This is a genomic window from Pseudomonas peli (assembly GCF_050563605.1).
GTDB classification, from domain to species: Bacteria; Pseudomonadota; Gammaproteobacteria; order Pseudomonadales; family Pseudomonadaceae; genus Aquipseudomonas; species Aquipseudomonas peli_A.
In genome coordinates this window covers 40,894-56,824 of sequence record NZ_JBNXUH010000024.1, presented here as the reverse complement: position 1 = coordinate 56,824, position 15,931 = coordinate 40,894, and the positions used below count along the sequence as shown (strand labels likewise).

Here is a 15,931-nt window from a genome sequence, read left to right as displayed (position 1 = left end):
GCGTCGGACAGCGCTGCATGATGTTACGCACGGCCGTGATGCCATCCATCATCGGCATCTCGTAATCCATGGTAATCACGTCAGGCTTGAGCGCCTGCGCCTGCTCGATGGCTTCACGGCCGTTAGTGGCGGTGCCGATCACCTGAATATTCGGATCGGCTGAAAGAATTTCCGACACGCGCCGACGAAAAAAGCCGGAGTCATCAACCACCAACACCTTAACAGCCATAAACACTCCTAAACGGCGCGACAGATACCTGCGCCGCTAACAATCAGATACGCCGTGCGTAGCGTTTAAGCATGCTAGGCACGTCAAGAATCAGGGCAATACGTCCATCACCGGTGATGGTCGCGCCCGACATGCCTGGAGTGCCCTGCAGCATTTTGCCCAGCGGCTTGATCACCACTTCCTCCTGGCCGACCAGTTGATCGACCACGAAGCCAATACGTTGACTGCCTACGGTGAGAATCACCACATGGCCCTCACCCTGCTCCACATGGGCAGCATTGCCGATCAACCAGCGCTTGAGATAGAACAGCGGCAGAGCCTTGTCACGCACGATCACCACTTCCTGGCCGTCGACCACATTGGTCCGCGACAGGTCGAGGTGGAAGATTTCGTTGACGTTGACCAGCGGGAAGGCAAACGCCTGATTGGCCAGCATCACCATCAGCGTCGGCATAATTGCCAGGGTCAGCGGCACCTTGATCACGATCTTCGAGCCCTGGCCCTTGACCGAGAACACGTTGACCGTGCCATTGAGCTGGGAAATCTTGGTTTTCACCACGTCCATGCCCACACCGCGGCCGGACACATCGGAAATCTCGGTTTTGGTCGAGAAGCCTGGGGCAAAAATCAGGTTGTAGCATTCGAATTCGTTGAGGCGGTCAGCGGCGTCTTTATCCAGCAGGCCTTTCTCCACGGCCTTGGCGCGCAACTGGTCAGCATCCATGCCCTTGCCGTCATCAGAGATCGACAACAGGATATGGTCGCCTTCCTGCTCGGCGGACAGTATCACCTTACCGCCACGCGCTTTGCCTGAAGCCTCGCGCTCCTCCGGCATCTCGATACCGTGGTCGACCGCGTTGCGCACCAAGTGCACCAGCGGATCGGCCAGGGCCTCGACTAGGTTCTTATCGAGGTCGGTTTCTTCGCCGACCAACTCCAGATTAATCTCTTTCTTGAGCTGGCGCGCCAGGTCGCGGACCAGACGCGGGAAGCGCCCGAAGACCTTCTTGATTGGCTGCATGCGGGTTTTCATCACCGCCGTCTGCAGATCAGCGGTTACCACATCCAGGTTGGACACCGCCTTGGACATGGCCTCATCGCCGCTGCTGGCGCCCAGACGTACCAGACGGTTACGCACCAGCACCAGTTCACCGACCATATTCATGATTTCATCCAGCCGCGCGGTATCGACCCGCACGGTGGTTTCCGCTTCGCTGGGCGGCGCGGCCTTTTCTGCTGCAGGTGCGGCAACCGGAGGCGCAGGTGCCTTGGCCGGCTCAACCTTCGCTGCAGGTTTAGCGGCAGGTTTGGCTGCGACTTTGGCAGGTTCCGCAGGCTTGGCTGCCGGCGCTGGCGCCGCAGGTTTGATCGCTTCAGGCTCGACAAACTTGCCTTTGCCATGCAGCTGATCAAGCAGGGCTTCGAACTCATCGTCGGTGATATCACCGCTCGGGGGTGCTGCAGGCTCAGCCTTGGCTGCTGGCGCGGCAGGTGCAGATACCGGTGGCGGCACAAACTGGCCTTTGCCATGCAACTGATCGAGCAGCGATTCGAACTCATCGTCGGTGATTTCATCACCGGACGCCGCTACTGGCGCCGAAGCGGCAGGTGCGGCAGGAGCAGCAACGTCAGACGCTGCGAACTGGCCTTTGCCATGCAGCTGATCAAGCAGAGATTCGAACTCATCATCGGTGATTTCATCACTGCTGGCAGCACTGGGGGCTTGCGCCGGAGACTCGTCCAGGGCACCCAGCAACTGTTCGAATTCACTGTCGGTAATATCGCCAGCAGCCTGCTCCACTTCTGGCTCAGGCTCGGCTTCAGCAGCTGCTGGCTCAGCAGCCCCACCAGGCTCAGCCAGGCGCGCCAAAGCAGCCAGCAGTTCCGGAGTGGCAGGGGTCAGATCGGTGCGTTCACGCACCTCGGTAAACATGCTGTTGACGGCATCCAGTGCTTCCAGCACCACATCCATCAACTCGGAGTCGACGCGCCGCTCACCCTTACGCAGGATGTCAAAGACGTTTTCTGCGATATGGCAACACTCCACCAGCTCATTGAGCTGGAGAAAACCGGCACCACCTTTGACGGTGTGAAAACCGCGAAAAATAGCGTTGAGCAGATTCATGTCGTCCGGGCGGCTTTCCAGCTCTACCAGCTGCTCGGACAACAGTTCAAGAATCTCGCCGGCCTCTACCAGGAAGTCCTGGAGGATTTCTTCATCGGCGCCGAAGCTCATAAGACGTGCTCCTAAAATCCCAGGCTGGAAAGCAGGTCGTCGACATCATCCTGATTGGATGCGACGTCTTCACGCTTATCGGCATGAATCTGCGGACCTTCACCACGGGAAGGCTCTTTTTGCTTTTCTTGTTCGGCGCGGAGCAACTCATGATTGTGCTCAATGCCAGCAAACTGATCCACCTGACTGGCCATCAGCACCAGTTTCAGCAGGTTGCTTTCAACTTCGGTCACCAGCTGGGTCACGCGCTTGATCACCTGCCCCGTCAAGTCCTGATAGTCCTGAGCCAGCAGAATGTCGTTGAGATGGCCAGAAATCTTGGCACCATCGCGCTCGCTGCGAGCGAGAAACAGCTCAACACGCTTGGCCAACTCACGGAAACCATCGGCGCTCATCTCGCGGCGCATAAAGCGCCCCCAGTCGGCACTCAGGCTATGCGCTTCAGCGCTGAGGTCATTAACCAGTGGTGCGCTCTGCTCAACCAGATCCATGGTGCGATTGGCCGCTTTCTCGGTCATCGTCACCACATAATTCAGGCGTTCGGTAGCATCGGTGATTTGCGAGACTTCGGTGGCATGTGGCACACGGGGGTCTAGCTGGAAATTGACAATGGCGTTATGCAGCTCACGGGTGAGCTTACCGACCTCGTGGTACAGGCCGCGGTCACGTGCCTTGTTGAGCTCATGTATCAGCTGTACCGCTTCACCAAAGTTGCCTTGCTCCAGGCTGTCGACCAGTTGGCGAGCGTTGTGTTTCAGGGACGACTCAAGGTCACCCTGAGCGGAATCTTTATGTTCCATAGCAACCTCATGGCAGACATCAGCCGTTGACGCGTTCGAAGATTTTTTCAATCTTCTCTTTCAGTACCTGGGCAGTGAACGGCTTGACTACATAACCGTTAACCCCAGCCTGGGCTGCTTCGATGATCTGATCACGCTTGGCTTCTGCGGTAACCATCAATACCGGCAGGGTTTTCAGGCGCTCATCCGCACGCACCGCGCGCAGCAGGTCGATACCCGTCATGCCGGGCATGTTCCAGTCAGTCACCAGAAAATCGAAACTGCCGCTTTGCAGCATGGGCAGCGCGGTGACGCCATCATCGGCTTCCGCTGTGTTGGTGAACCCCAAGTCACGCAGGAGGTTCTTGATGATCCGTCGCATCGTTGAAAAGTCATCCACGATGAGGATTTTCATGTTCTTGTCCAAGTCGACCTCCGTACAGTCCCAAACGCACCCAGCAACCTGTATGCGCTTTTAATCGTGAAACCGGCCTAGTGTTAGCGAATGCTGCTCAATGTGCGCGCCACTCGCCCAAACGAGCGCGTAAACGAGCGGCACACTGACTGTGTAGTTGGCTTACACGTGATTCGCTAACCCCCAACACCTCGCCGATCTCTTTAAGATTCAATTCTTCATCGTAATATAGCGCTAACACTAGGCGCTCGCGCTCCGGCAGGTTGGCAATGGCATCCGCCAGGGCCGCCTGAAAGCGTTCATCTTCCAGATCACGAGAAGGTTCGAGGTGGTTGCTGCCAGCGTCTTCACCCAGCCCACCATGTTCGCCGTCCTGCAACAGGTCGTCGAAACTGAACAGGCGGCTGCCTAAAGTGTCGCCAAGAATGCCGTAGTAATCCTCGAGACTCAATTGGAGTTCGGCCGCAACCTCTTGATCTTTAGCGTCTCTGCCGGTTCTGGCCTCAATTTTTCTAATCGCGTCGCTGACCATGCGGCTATTGCGATGCACCGAACGAGGCGCCCAGTCACCTTTGCGCACCTCATCGAGCATAGAACCGCGGATGCGAATACCGGCGAATGTCTCGAAACTGGCGCCTTTGCTGGAGTCGTATTTTTTTGACGCTTCGAGCAGGCCGATCATCCCGGCCTGGATCAAATCGTCGACCTGCACATTGGCCGGCAGACGGGCCAACAGGTGATAGGCAATGCGTTTGACCAAGGGCGCGTAGCGCTCGATCAACTGGTGCTGGGAATCCTGCGCCTGCGCCTTGCTATACATACGAAGTCCAGAGGCTGCTGTCATATGGCCGTGTCTGCGATCGGTTGCTGCACCAGACGCTCAACGAAAAACTCCAAATGACCGCGCGGGTTGGCCGGTAACGGCCAGGCGTCGACTTTCTGGGCTATCGCCTTGAACGCCAGCGCGCACTTCGAGCGCGGGAAGGCTTCATAGACCGCACGCTGTTTCTGCACGGCCTTGCGGACTGACTCATCGTAAGGCACTGCACCTACATACTGCAGGGCAACATCGAGAAAACGGTCAGTGACTTTAGTCAGCTTAGCAAAGAGGTTACGACCTTCCTGCGGGCTATGGGCCATATTGGCCAATACGCGAAAACGATTCATGCCGTGGTCGCGGTTGAGCAATTTGATCAGTGCGTAGGCGTCGGTAATCGACGTCGGTTCATCACACACCACCACCAGCACTTCTTGGGCGGCGCGCACAAAACTGACCACGCCATCACCGATACCGGCAGCGGTGTCGATGATCAACACATCGAGGTTGTCACTGATATCGCTGAAGGCCTGGATCAGCCCGGCATGCTGCATGGGTGACAGCTGCACCATGCTCTGAATACCCGAGGCTGCCGGCACGATACGAATGCCGCCCGGCCCCTGCAGCAGTACATCGCGCAGTTCGCACTCGCCACTGATGACGTTTTCCAGGGTGCGTTTGGCGCTCAGGCCAAGCAGCACATCGACGTTGGCCAAGCCCAGGTCGGCGTCCATCAGCATTACCCGGCGACCTAGATCAGCCAGGGCCAAAGCCAGGTTCACCGAGACGTTGGTCTTACCGACACCACCTTTGCCGCCGGTCACCGCAATCACCTGTACGGGATGCATACCCATATTTTCTACACACCTTGTCTAACTTCGACTGGAGCCACTTGGCCGGCTAAGCACGGTTCAATTCCAACAGCCTGGCACTTAACTGACGCGTCGTGCGGGTTGCTGGTAAAGGCCGGCAAACATCTCCGCCATCGTATCCTCGCTTGGATCTTGGGTCGCCTGCAGCCCTACGGCTCGGCTTACCAACTGATGACTGCGGGGTATCTGCAGATCATCGGGAATGCGTGGCCCATCAGTGAGATAGGCTACCGGTAGACGCTGGCTAATAGCCAGTCCTAAAACCTCACCCAGGCTGGTGGCTTCATCCGCTTTGGTCAGGATGCAGCCAGACAAGCCGCAACGCTTATAACTATGGTAGGCGGCTTTCAGCACTTGGCCCTGGCTGGTGGCAGCCATTACCAGATAATTTTTTGCGTTGACGCCACGGCTGGCCAGGGTTTCCAGCTGCATGCGCAGGGCTGGATCGTTGGCTGGCAGGCCGGCGGTATCGATCAGCACCACACGCTTGCGCGCCAGCGGAGCCAGGGCCTGGGTCAGCGACTGGCCCGGGTCAACCAGGGTCACCGGGACGTTGAGAATGCGCCCCAAGGTTTTAAGTTGTTCCTGGGCGCCAATGCGGTAGCTGTCCAGGCTGACCAGGGCGATATGCTGCGCGCCGTACTTAAGCACGTAACGCGCGGCCAGCTTGGCCAGAGTAGTGGTCTTGCCCATGCCAGCCGGGCCCACCAGGGCGATCACGCCGCCCTCTTCCATCGGTTCCTGCTTCGGCGTTTTGATCGCGTGGGCCAGATGCGCCAGCAACATGCGCCAGGCCTGACGGGGTTCGGTCACGGTGCTGACACGTTCCAGCAACGCTTTCGACAATTCGGCCGACAGCCCCATGCGCTGCAGACGACGCCATAGATTGGCTTGCTGCGGGCGGCGGGTCTGCAACTGGCCCCAGGCAATCGAACCCAGCTGTACTTCAATCAGCTCGCGCAGGCCGTGCAGTTCGAAGCGCATGGCATCCAGGGCGCGCTGATCGGTTGCCGCAGCAGGCGCAGCCTGCGATTTGCGCATCACGGCCGCCAGGCTGTCAGCAGGCATGCTGTCGGCTGCGCCAAACAGCTGGCGGTCCTTGCCGGCATCCACCTGGGTGCGGGTGGTCAGCTCGGCCTGGGCCGTGGCGATTTTTGCCTGGGTCTTGCGCAGCTCGGCTTCCAGCGCCGGGTTTGGCTGACGGGCCGGTGCAGCAGGCACCTGATAATCCAGCGCGGCGGTCAGCTCGACACCGCCGGCAACCCGGCGATTGCCAATGATCGAGGCATCGGCACCCAGCTCATCACGCACCAGCTTCATGGCGGTACGCATATCGGCGGCGAAAAAGCGTTTGACCTGCATGGCCTGTAACCTCGGTTAGTTCTGCCCCACCGTCGCAACGATGGTGACCTGCTTGTTATCCGGAATTTCCTGGTATGCCAGTACATGGATACTCGGAACCGCCAGCCGCGCGAATCGCGAGAGCATCGCCCGGACCGGACCGGCCACCAGCAGTATCACTGGCTTGCCGAGCATCTCCTGGCGCTGCGCCGCTTCCACCAGGGAACGCTGCAGCTTCTCGGCCATGCCAGGCTCCAGGAGGATGCCCTCCTCGGAGCCTTGACCGGCCTTCTGCATACTGTTGAGCAATATCTGTTCCAACCTGGGTTCCAGAGTGATCACAGGCAGCTCCAGGTCTAGTCCCACAATGCTTTGCACGATTGCGCGGGCCAACGCCACGCGTACGGCCGACACCATCGCGGCGGGATCTTGACTCTTCACCGCGACATTGGCGATGGCCTCGGCGATGGTACGGATATCGCGTACCGGTACTTGTTCCTGCAGCAGGCTCTGCAGCACCTTGAGCAGGGTAGACAGGGAAATCATTCCCGGCACCAGCTCCTCAGCCAACTTGGGCGAACTCTTGGCCAGCAGCTGCATCAACTGCTGCACTTCCTCATGCCCGAGCAGCTCATGCGCATGCTTGTGCAGCACTTGGTTGAGATGGGTGGCTACTACCGTGCTGGCGTCCACCACGGTGTACCCGAGGGACTGCGCCTGATCGCGCTGAGTCGGGTCGATCCACACCGCTTCCAGACCGAATGCCGGGTCTTTGGCGGCGATGCCGTTGAGCGGGCCGAACACCTGACCGGGGTTGATCGCCAGTTCACGGTCCGGATACACCTCGGCCTCGGCCACGCTAACGCCCATCAGGGTCAGGCGATAGGCATTGGGCTGCAGATCAAGGTTGTCGCGGATATGCACCGAGGGCATCAGAAAGCCCATTTCCTGGGAGAGCTTCTTGCGCACGCCCTTGATCCGCGCCAGCAGCTGGCCACCCTGGTTACGGTCAACCAGCGGAATCAGCCGGTAACCCACTTCCAGGCCGACCATATCCACCGGCGTCACGTCGTCCCAACCCAGCTCCTTGACCTCCTGGGCCTTCTGCGCCGGCAGCAACTCCTGCTGGCGCTGCACTTCCTTGATCTCGTTTTCCTTGGTCGCACGCTGCTTGTTGGCAATCCAGTAGGCGGCGCCGGCAGCCACCAGGCCCAGGCTGATAAAGGAAAAATGCGGCATGCCGGGCACCAGACCCATGGCGATCATCACCGCAGCTGTCACCGCCAGCGCACGTGGCGAGGCGAACATCTGCCGATTGACCTGCGCGCCCATGTCTTCGGAGCTAGACACCCGCGTTACCATAATCGCCGCGGCAGTCGACAGCAGCAGAGAAGGAATCTGCGCCACCAGACCGTCACCGATGGTCAACAGGGTGTAGATACGGCCCGCGTCGGCGAAGCTCAGGTCATGCTGGAAAATACCGATGGCGATGCCACCGATCAGGTTGATAAACAGAATCAGCAGGCCGGCAATCGCATCGCCGCGCACAAACTTGCTGGCACCGTCCATGGAGCCGTAGAAGTCGGCTTCCTGGGAAACCTCAGAACGGCGCTTCTTGGCTTCGCCCTGATCAATCAAACCAGCATTCAGGTCGGCGTCGATGGCCATCTGCTTACCGGGCATGGCGTCCAGGGTAAAGCGCGCGCTGACTTCGGAGATACGCCCGGCGCCCTTTGTCACCACCACGAAGTTGATGATCATGAGGATGGCGAACACCACGATACCGACCACGTAGTTGCCGCCGATCACCACCTCACCGAAGGCCTGGATCACCTTACCCGCGGCGTCGTGACCGTCCTGGCCATTGAGCAAAACCACCCGAGTGGACGCGACGTTAAGCGCCAGGCGCAGCAAGGTTGCCGCCAGCAGAATGGTCGGGAATACCGCGAAATCCAGTGGGCGCAGGGCGTAGATCGCCACCAGCAGGACGACGATCGACAGGGCAATACTGAAGGTAAACAGCACATCGAGGAGAAACGGCGGAATCGGCAGCATGACCATGCCGAGCATGACCAGCAGCAACAGTGGGATGCCCAGATTGCCCTGCTTCAACCCCGACAGGTTGCTGCGCACATCACCGATCATTTGCGAGCGATCTATTGCCACACCACTACCCCAGCCAATTCAATCTTTTGACGCGAATCGCGCCTTTGGGGAGGGTTTTGCAAGAAGCTGTCCAACTTTGCCCGGCCAAGCCAAACAACAGTTAACCCAGCTAAAACGGCACTCGCCGTCACTCGTCGCGGCGTAAATCCGGCGGGATGGGCATCTCCGGCAACGGGCCAGGGCGCTTGCCCTTGCCTGCCTGGTACTGACGCAGCTGGTAGACGTATGCCAGCACCTGGGCAATCGCCAGGTACAGGCCCGCAGGAATTTCCTGATCCAGCTCGGTGGAATAGAACACCGCCCGCGCCAGGGCCGGCGACTCCAGCACCATGACCTTGTGCTCATTGGCGATTTCGCGAATCTTCAATGCGGTGAAGTCACCACCCTTGGCCAGCAACACCGGCGCACTGCCCTTGGCCGGGTCGTACTTCAAGGCCACGGCAAAGTGTGTCGGGTTGGTGATGACCACGTCGGCGTCGGGCACCGACTGCATCATGCGGCGCTCGGCCATTTCGCGTTGCAGCTGGCGAATGCGCTGTTTGACCTCGGGCTTGCCCTCGCTGTCCTTGTACTCGTCACGCACTTCCTGCTTGGTCATCATCAGCTTCTGCTTGCTGCTCCAGAGCTGGAATGGCACATCCACGGCGGCAATCAGAATCAACCCGCAGGACATCCACAGCGCACTCCAACCCACCACAGTAGCTGAGTGCAGGATGGCCGACTCGATCGGCTCATGAACAATCGCCAGCAGATCGTCCTGCCAGGCCGACAGCACGGCAACACCGACCAGCAGAATCAGGATGAACTTGGCCAAAGCCTTGAGCAATTCGACCAGAGCACTGGTCGAGAACATGCGCTTGAGCCCCGCCAAGGGGTCCATTCGGCTGAGCTTGGGCGCCATGGCTTCGGCAGAAAACAGCCAGCCACCGAGAGAAATCGGACCCACAATCGATACGATCAGCAGCAGCACGAACAGCGGAAACAAGGCTTCCAACGCAATCTGCCCAGAAGCCGCCAGCCACAGCGCCATGCTGCGCTCATCCATGATCACGTCACGGGGGAGCGAGAAATTGCCACGCATGATGTCGAGCATGGAATTGCCCATGCTGCCGCCGAAAGCCAGCAGGCCGCCAAAACCACCAAGGGTTACCGCCAGAGTATTAAGCTCTTTGGAACGGGCAATCTGCCCCTTCTCACGGGATTCGCGTAAGCGTTTCTCCGTGGGCTCCTCGCTTTTATCGGCACCACTCTCGGATTCGGCCATGGCTTAACTCGCCCCCGCCATTTCACGCAGGAACTGCAGGGCCTCAGTAGCAAATACCTGGTATTGCGCGAGGATATCGGCCATGCCGATCCAGACGATGACCATGCCCAGCACCAGGGTCAGAGGAAAACCGATGGAAAAGATATTCAACTGCGGCGCGGCGCGGGTCATCACCCCGAATGCCAGGTTGATCACCAATAACGCGGTAATCGCCGGCAATACCAGAAGCAGAGCTGCCCCCAGCACCCAACCCAGTTTATTGGCAATTTCCCAGTAGTTTTCCACCAGAAAGCCACCGCCAACAGGCAGGGTGAAAAAGCTCTCGGTCAGCACTTCGAATACCACCAGATGGGCGTTCATAGCGAGAAACAGCAAGGTCACCAGAATCATGAACAACTGACCGATCACTGGTACAGAAATACCGTTAGCCGGGTCAACCATGGAGGCAAAGCCCAGACCCATTTGCATGGCGACGATCTGCCCGGCAATCACGAAAACCTGGAAGAACAGCTGCAGAACAAAGCCCAGCATCATGCCAATCAGAATCTCCTGGGCGATCCAGATAAACGCCTGCACGCTGATCGCATCGATCACCGGCATCGGCGGCAGGGTCGGCATAATCACCAGGCAGATAGCCAAGGACAGATACAGGCGCACTCGCGCCGAAACCAGCTGAGTGCCGATGATCGGCATAAACATCAGCAGCGCTGCAATGCGAAACAGCGGCAGCAAAAAGCTGCCCACCCATGCGCCGATCTGCTCGTTGCTGAGTTCGAACATGTCAGCCGATCAGCATCGGAATGTTCATGATCAGGGTTTCGGTGTACTCCATCAGCTCGCGCACCAGCCAGGGGCCAGCAAAAATCAGCACCAGCAGGATCACCAACAGCCTCGGCAAGAAACTCAGGGTCTGTTCGTTGATTTGAGTGGCAGCCTGAAACATCGCCACCAACAAGCCAACAATAAGGCTGGGAACAACCAGAATTCCTACAATCATGGCCGTCAGCCACAAGGCATCGCGCACCAGATCGACAGCCACTTCGGGTGTCATGGCTAAGTGCCTCCAAAGCTTGCGGCTAGAGTACCCATGATCAGCGCCCAGCCATCAATCAGCACAAACAGCATGATCTTGAACGGCAGGGAAATGATCAACGGCGAGAGCATCATCATGCCCATGGCCATCAGGATGCTCGCCACCACCATGTCGATGATCAAGAACGGAATAAAGATCATAAAACCGATCTGGAACGCGGTTTTCAGCTCGGAGGTGACAAACGCCGGGACCAGAATGGTCAGCGGCGCATCTTCCGGGCTGGCGATATCGGTGCGTTTGGACAGCCGAACGAACAGCTCCAGATCGCTTTCGCGGGTCTGCGACAGCATAAAGTTCTTGATCGGCACCTCAGCCTTGGCGATGGCGTCCTGCGCCGTCATCTGCTCGTTCAGGTAGGGCTGCAGCGCCTCGCGGTTAATCTGATCGAACACCGGGGCCATGATAAACATGGTCAAAAACAGCGCCAGACCGACCAGAATCTGGTTCGAAGGCGTCTGCTGCAGACCCAGGGCCTGACGCAGAATCGAGAAGACGATGATGATCCGGGTAAAGCTGGTCATCAGCATGACAAACGCTGGAATAAAGCTCAGCGCAGTCATTATCAGCAGGATCTGCAGGCTGACCGAGTACTCCTGCTGCCCAGCCGTGTCGGTGCTCAGGGTAATAGCCGGAATCGACAACGGATTGCTGCCCGATTGAATCAACGTACTGGCAGTCGGCGCATCTGCGGCGAACGCAAGCGAAGCCCCTAGGCTAAAAACCAATACCAGCAACAAACGCAGCATCAAGACTTGTCCTTCTGATCCTTGCCCAACAGCTCCATCAAACGCTGGGCAAACTCGCTCGAGGCCGGCTCCGAATCCGGCAGATGCACCGGTTCTTTCAGCACATGCAATGAAGTGATAGTGCCCGGCGTCAGCCCCAGCAACACCTGCTCGCTGCCCACCTGCACCAGCACCAAACGATCACGCGGCCCCAAAGCCTGGGTTGCCACCACCTTGATCACCTGCCCGCCCCGCGGCACGATTTGCTGTACCCGGCGCATCAGCCAGGCCAGCAGAAAGATCAAGCCGATCACCAGCAGCAGGCCCAGCAACAACTGCACAAGCTGCCCGCCCATGCCCGCACCGGCAAGTGGTACAGCCGCTTGCGCTGCAGGTTCGGCAGCGGTTGCGGCAAGAGGTAGAACCAGGCCCAGCAGAAGGGTTCTATGCATGGTTAGCGCAGCTTCTTGATGCGTTCGCTTGGGCTGATCACGTCGGTCAGGCGGATGCCGAACTTCTCGTTCACCACCACCACTTCGCCGTGGGCAATCAGGGTGCCGTTGACCAGCACATCCAGCGGTTCACCCGCCAGACGATCCAGCTCGATCACCGAACCCTGGTTAAGCTGCAGCAGGTTACGAATGGTGATATCGGTATTACCGACTTCCATGGAAATCGACACCGGGATATCCAGAATCACATCCAGATTCGGTCCTTCCAGGTTAACCGGCAGATTCATCTTTGGCGCGCTGTCGAACTCTTCCATCGGCGCACGCGGAGCCGCTGGCCCCGGGTCGCTGGCGGCGAGCATGGCGTCGATATCGTCCTGACCGGCATCACCGGCCTCGGACAGTGCAGCCGCCCACTCATCAGCAAGTGCCTGTTCCTCGGGGGAGCTGGCTTCGTTCTCGTTTTCGTCTGCCATCGTTTTTCCTCGGCTGGCGTTGAATAGGGGGATTAGCGGTTACGCTCAATGGGGCCGAGCACCTGCAAAGCCAGTTTGCCTTTGTGCGCCCCCATCTTGACCTTGAATGAGGGCACACCGTTGGCGCAGAGCACCACGCTTTCCGGCAGCTCCACCGGTATCACGTCACCGGGTTGCATATGCAGAATGTCGCGCAGCTTGAGCTGGCGACGGGCAACAGTCGCGCCCAGGGGCACGCTGACGCCGAGAATGTCTTCACGCAGCGCCTTGATCCAGCGCTCGTCCTGATCGTCGACATCGGACTGAAAGCCCGCATCGAGCATCTCGCGGATCGGCTCGATCATCGAATAAGGCATGGTGATATGCAGGTCGCCGCCACCGCCGTCCAGTTCGATGTGGAAGGTGGACACCACAATCACTTCACTGGGGCTGACGATGTTGGCCAGCGCCGGGTTCACTTCCGAGTTGACGTACTCGAAGTTGATATCCATCACCGCGTGCCAAGCTTCCTTGAGATCGATAAACGCCTGATCCAGGACCATGCGTACGACGCGCAGCTCGGTGGGGGTGAATTCACGACCTTCGATCTTGGCATGACGACCGTCGCCGCCAAAGAAGTTATCCACCAGCTTGAACACCAGCTTGGCGTCGAGAATAAACAGACCGGTGCCGCGCAGCGGCTTCATCTTCACCAGGTTGAGACTGGTCGGCACATACAGCGAGTGCACGTACTCGCCGAACTTCATTACCTGCACACCGCCCACCGCCACATCGGCAGAACGGCGCAGCAGGTTGAACATGCTGATGCGGGTATAGCGGGCGAAACGCTCGTTGATCATCTCAAGCGTCGGCATGCGCCCACGGACAATTCGATCCTGGCTGGTCAGGTCATATTGTTTGACGCTTCCCGGTTCGGCTTCGTCCTCGGTGTCAACCAAGCCGTCGTCGACGCCATGCAGCAGGGCATCGATCTCATCCTGGGAAAGCAGGTCTTGCACAGCCATATACGGCTCCTGATTACTGCAACACGAGGTTGGTGAACAACACTTGCTCGACCGTGACCTTGCCGGTCTCTTTCTCGGCCAGCTCCTGCACGCTGGCGGTCGCCTGCTGGCGCAGCATTTCCTTGCCCACCGGAGTGATAAGAGAAGCAAAGTCCTGACCGGAAAACAGCATCACCAGGCGGTTACGCAACACCGGCATATGCACCTTGAGCGCATCCAGAGCCGCCTGATCGCGAGTCATCAGGGCCACACTGACCTGCATATAGCGGGCGCGCCCCTGATGGGTGAAATTCACCACAAAGGCGGGTGACAGCTCTTCATAGATGGCCGCCTGTTTGACTGGCACCGCAGGCTCGGCGCTGGCTTCAGCCTTGGCCTCATCAGCGCCAGCATCCTTCTTACTCAGAAAGAACCAGGTGCCACCCACGGAAAGACCTACAGCCAGCAGCACGGCAAGAACAATGATAATGATCAGCTTCATCTTGCCGGCCGGTTTCGCCTCGGCATTTGCCGGCGCTGGTGCTGCTTCTTTCTTAGCCATGCCAATAATCCGTCGTTATTCGGAGTTCTATCCGTTTTCAAAGGGTTAAGAGCAAGTGTTATGCCAGTCTGTCAACATACCTGCTCACTACGGGTGGCCCAGCACCTGAGGGTGTGTGGCCAAGGCATCAGATAAACCCACGCCCCAAACAAAATCGCCCGACTCCCACACAATGGGAGCCGGGCGAAATGCAGTTTAGATCAGTGGGCCATGCAACTACAGCAGCAAGCGCTCTATGCGTAGTAATCGACCAAGCCACGGGCACTCACAGACGTCGCGCGAGCCGATTCGAGAGTGCTCGAATGCAGCTCTTCATCCGCGCCGAGCAATTCACCGGAGGAACCACCGCGACCTTTGCCGCCATCGCCCTCCTGCCCCTGCCAGCCGCGGCTAAGCGACTGATCGGAGACGTTCACGTCCAGCTGGTTCATACCCTGCTGGGCGAACAGCTCACGCAGGCGATGCATCTGCGAGTCCAGCGCCTCACGCACCCCGGCATGTGGGCTGGCGAAGGTGACCTGGCTCTGCTCCTGGTTGACGCTGATGCGCACCTCCAAACGGCCCAACTCAGCTGGATCGAGCTGAATTTCGGCGGACTTGAGGTTCTGGCTGGACATCACCATCACCCGATCCACCACCGCTTCACTCCAACCGCCCTGCTGCATGGGCACAGGCTGCCCAACTACCACCGGCGCGCGGGCGGACAGCGGATTCTGTTGACCAATCGCCTGATTCAGCGCATTGAGCTTGCTGACAAAGTTCTCCGGCGTGTTGTTCGCCGTGCCTTCCTTCAGCGCTTCAAGGCTTTTGCCGGTGAGGGCTTCAAGCTGTAGTTCCGGCAGCTCCAGGGCATCCCCCTCTACCGGCACCTCGTCCTGCACCACCTGGCTGGACAACACAGTCTGGCTAGCATTCTGTGTTGCCAGACTGGCCTGGGCCAAAGGCGCAGCAGCCTGTTCAGCCAGCGCTTTTTCCTTCGCGCCCATCTCCAATGCCATGCGCACTGCAGGCAATTGGTTAAGCGCATCCAGTTCAGCATCGAAGCTGGCCTCGGTCATACTCGCCGGACCTGAACTGGTCAGGTTACCGGTGGTGACCAGCAGTGACGCGGGTTCGGTGTCCAGCGCCAATTCCTCCGTCTCTTCCGCTGGCATCTCGCCGGTTATACCGAGCAACAGCAACGGATCAAGCACCGCACCGTCGCTTGCCGGATCAGTCGGCAAAGGCTTGCCGCTATCGGCAACCTCAGCCTGCCCAGCGGCAGCTTGCGCCTGCGGATCTTGCGGCTCTTCTTGGTCAACCTTGCTCTCACGCGCAGGCTTGGCAGGCGCATCGCTACGCTCTGCAGCCTTGGCCTGACGCTCTTTGGCATACACCTGAGAGAAGCTGGAAGCTTCATTTCTATTGGGCTGCGCGGGTTTTTCCGGCGGTTTTGATGCAGCAGCCCTGGGCTTTACTTCAGGTGCCGACTTGAGCAGCAGATCGGGGGCAACGGACATGGATACTCTCCGTTCGGGGTTGGTC

General features: G+C 58.8%; 17 protein-coding genes. All 17 read right to left on the bottom strand.

What is annotated here, in order from left to right; genetic code table 11:
• On the bottom strand, positions 1–229 hold a 229-nt coding region (locus ACQ4LH_RS19385), incomplete at its 3' end, for a response regulator (RefSeq protein ID WP_430698684.1).
• Positions 230–272: 43 nt separating this feature from the next.
• Complete coding sequence (locus ACQ4LH_RS19380) at positions 273–2,465, bottom strand: chemotaxis protein CheA (protein ID WP_430698683.1); 2,193 nt, start codon at positions 2,463–2,465, stop codon at positions 273–275.
• An 11-nt stretch (positions 2,466–2,476) separates the two neighbouring features.
• Positions 2,477–3,265 carry a protein phosphatase CheZ gene (locus ACQ4LH_RS19375; RefSeq protein ID WP_430698682.1) on the bottom strand — a complete coding sequence of 263 codons (789 nt, stop codon included), beginning with the start codon at positions 3,263–3,265 and terminating at the stop codon, positions 2,477–2,479.
• Positions 3,266–3,284: 19 nt separating this feature from the next.
• Positions 3,285–3,659 carry a chemotaxis response regulator CheY gene (locus ACQ4LH_RS19370; protein ID WP_178091816.1) on the bottom strand — a complete coding sequence of 125 codons (375 nt, stop codon included), beginning with the start codon at positions 3,657–3,659 and terminating at the stop codon, positions 3,285–3,287.
• Between the two features lie 97 nt (positions 3,660–3,756).
• Positions 3,757–4,503, bottom strand: a complete 747-nt coding sequence (gene fliA / locus ACQ4LH_RS19365) for an RNA polymerase sigma factor FliA (protein ID WP_167145311.1) — start codon at positions 4,501–4,503, stop codon at positions 3,757–3,759.
• Positions 4,500–5,330, bottom strand: a complete 831-nt coding sequence (gene fleN / locus ACQ4LH_RS19360; protein WP_304864332.1) for a flagellar synthesis regulator FleN — start codon at positions 5,328–5,330, stop codon at positions 4,500–4,502. Before fleN ends, fliA begins: the two co-directional genes overlap by 4 nt.
• A 78-nt stretch (positions 5,331–5,408) precedes the next feature.
• Positions 5,409–6,710, bottom strand: coding sequence for a flagellar biosynthesis protein FlhF (flhF, locus tag ACQ4LH_RS19355; protein WP_430698681.1), 1,302 nt, complete (start codon positions 6,708–6,710; stop codon positions 5,409–5,411).
• Between the two features lie 15 nt (positions 6,711–6,725).
• Positions 6,726–8,849: a flagellar biosynthesis protein FlhA gene (gene flhA / locus ACQ4LH_RS19350; protein WP_430698687.1), complete on the bottom strand. Its 2,124-nt coding sequence runs from the start codon at positions 8,847–8,849 to the stop codon at positions 6,726–6,728.
• 133 nt (positions 8,850–8,982) lie between these two features.
• A complete protein-coding gene (flhB, locus tag ACQ4LH_RS19345; protein WP_430698680.1) occupies positions 8,983–10,119 on the bottom strand; it encodes a flagellar biosynthesis protein FlhB in 1,137 nt (378 codons plus the stop codon).
• Between the two features lie 3 nt (positions 10,120–10,122).
• Positions 10,123–10,899: a flagellar biosynthetic protein FliR gene (gene fliR / locus ACQ4LH_RS19340; protein ID WP_430698679.1), complete on the bottom strand. Its 777-nt coding sequence runs from the start codon at positions 10,897–10,899 to the stop codon at positions 10,123–10,125.
• A gap of 1 nt (position 10,900) precedes the next feature.
• Entirely contained in the window at positions 10,901–11,170 is a 270-nt protein-coding gene (fliQ, locus tag ACQ4LH_RS19335) for a flagellar biosynthesis protein FliQ (protein WP_311091167.1), read from the bottom strand.
• A 2-nt stretch (positions 11,171–11,172) separates the two neighbouring features.
• Positions 11,173–11,958: a flagellar type III secretion system pore protein FliP gene (gene fliP / locus ACQ4LH_RS19330; RefSeq protein ID WP_430698678.1), complete on the bottom strand. Its 786-nt coding sequence runs from the start codon at positions 11,956–11,958 to the stop codon at positions 11,173–11,175.
• A complete protein-coding gene (gene fliO / locus ACQ4LH_RS19325) occupies positions 11,958–12,389 on the bottom strand; it encodes a flagellar biosynthetic protein FliO (protein WP_430698677.1) in 432 nt (143 codons plus the stop codon). The genes fliP and fliO overlap by 1 nt, the downstream gene beginning before the upstream one ends.
• Positions 12,390–12,391: 2 nt before the next feature.
• Positions 12,392–12,862 carry a flagellar motor switch protein FliN gene (gene fliN / locus ACQ4LH_RS19320; protein ID WP_430698676.1) on the bottom strand — a complete coding sequence of 157 codons (471 nt, stop codon included), beginning with the start codon at positions 12,860–12,862 and terminating at the stop codon, positions 12,392–12,394.
• A gap of 32 nt (positions 12,863–12,894) precedes the next feature.
• Positions 12,895–13,866 carry a flagellar motor switch protein FliM gene (fliM, locus tag ACQ4LH_RS19315; RefSeq protein ID WP_339731627.1) on the bottom strand — a complete coding sequence of 324 codons (972 nt, stop codon included), beginning with the start codon at positions 13,864–13,866 and terminating at the stop codon, positions 12,895–12,897.
• 13 nt (positions 13,867–13,879) lie between these two features.
• Positions 13,880–14,407 (bottom strand): flagellar basal body-associated protein FliL, encoded by a 528-nt coding sequence (gene fliL, locus ACQ4LH_RS19310; RefSeq protein WP_430698675.1) that lies wholly within the window; start codon positions 14,405–14,407, stop codon positions 13,880–13,882.
• Between the two features lie 233 nt (positions 14,408–14,640).
• Positions 14,641–15,906, bottom strand: a complete 1,266-nt coding sequence (locus tag ACQ4LH_RS19305; protein WP_430698674.1) for a flagellar hook-length control protein FliK — start codon at positions 15,904–15,906, stop codon at positions 14,641–14,643.
• Between the last annotated feature and the right edge of the window lie 25 nt (positions 15,907–15,931).

What these genes read in the sequence shown, in the direction of transcription:
- fliA (WP_167145311.1), bottom strand. Translation starts at nt 4,503, where the DNA reads ATGACAGCAGCCTCTGGACTTCGTATGTATAGCAAGGCGCAGGCGCAG.
- ACQ4LH_RS19305 (WP_430698674.1), bottom strand. Translation starts at nt 15,906, where the DNA reads ATGTCCGTTGCCCCCGATCTGCTGCTCAAGTCGGCACCTGAAGTAAAG.
- fliR (WP_430698679.1), bottom strand. Translation starts at nt 10,899, where the DNA reads ATGTTCGAACTCAGCAACGAGCAGATCGGCGCATGGGTGGGCAGCTTT.
- fliP (WP_430698678.1), bottom strand. Translation starts at nt 11,958, where the DNA reads ATGCTGCGTTTGTTGCTGGTATTGGTTTTTAGCCTAGGGGCTTCGCTT.
- ACQ4LH_RS19370 (WP_178091816.1), bottom strand. Translation starts at nt 3,659, where the DNA reads ATGAAAATCCTCATCGTGGATGACTTTTCAACGATGCGACGGATCATC.
- fliN (WP_430698676.1), bottom strand. Translation starts at nt 12,862, where the DNA reads ATGGCAGACGAAAACGAGAACGAAGCCAGCTCCCCCGAGGAACAGGCA.
- flhF (WP_430698681.1), bottom strand. Translation starts at nt 6,710, where the DNA reads ATGCAGGTCAAACGCTTTTTCGCCGCCGATATGCGTACCGCCATGAAG.
- fliL (WP_430698675.1), bottom strand. Translation starts at nt 14,407, where the DNA reads ATGGCTAAGAAAGAAGCAGCACCAGCGCCGGCAAATGCCGAGGCGAAA.
- fliM (WP_339731627.1), bottom strand. Translation starts at nt 13,866, where the DNA reads ATGGCTGTGCAAGACCTGCTTTCCCAGGATGAGATCGATGCCCTGCTG.
- flhB (WP_430698680.1), bottom strand. Translation starts at nt 10,119, where the DNA reads ATGGCCGAATCCGAGAGTGGTGCCGATAAAAGCGAGGAGCCCACGGAG.
- ACQ4LH_RS19375 (WP_430698682.1), bottom strand. Translation starts at nt 3,265, where the DNA reads ATGGAACATAAAGATTCCGCTCAGGGTGACCTTGAGTCGTCCCTGAAA.
- fliO (WP_430698677.1), bottom strand. Translation starts at nt 12,389, where the DNA reads ATGCATAGAACCCTTCTGCTGGGCCTGGTTCTACCTCTTGCCGCAACC.
- fliQ (WP_311091167.1), bottom strand. Translation starts at nt 11,170, where the DNA reads ATGACACCCGAAGTGGCTGTCGATCTGGTGCGCGATGCCTTGTGGCTG.
- fleN (WP_304864332.1), bottom strand. Translation starts at nt 5,330, where the DNA reads ATGGGTATGCATCCCGTACAGGTGATTGCGGTGACCGGCGGCAAAGGT.
- ACQ4LH_RS19380 (WP_430698683.1), bottom strand. Translation starts at nt 2,465, where the DNA reads ATGAGCTTCGGCGCCGATGAAGAAATCCTCCAGGACTTCCTGGTAGAG.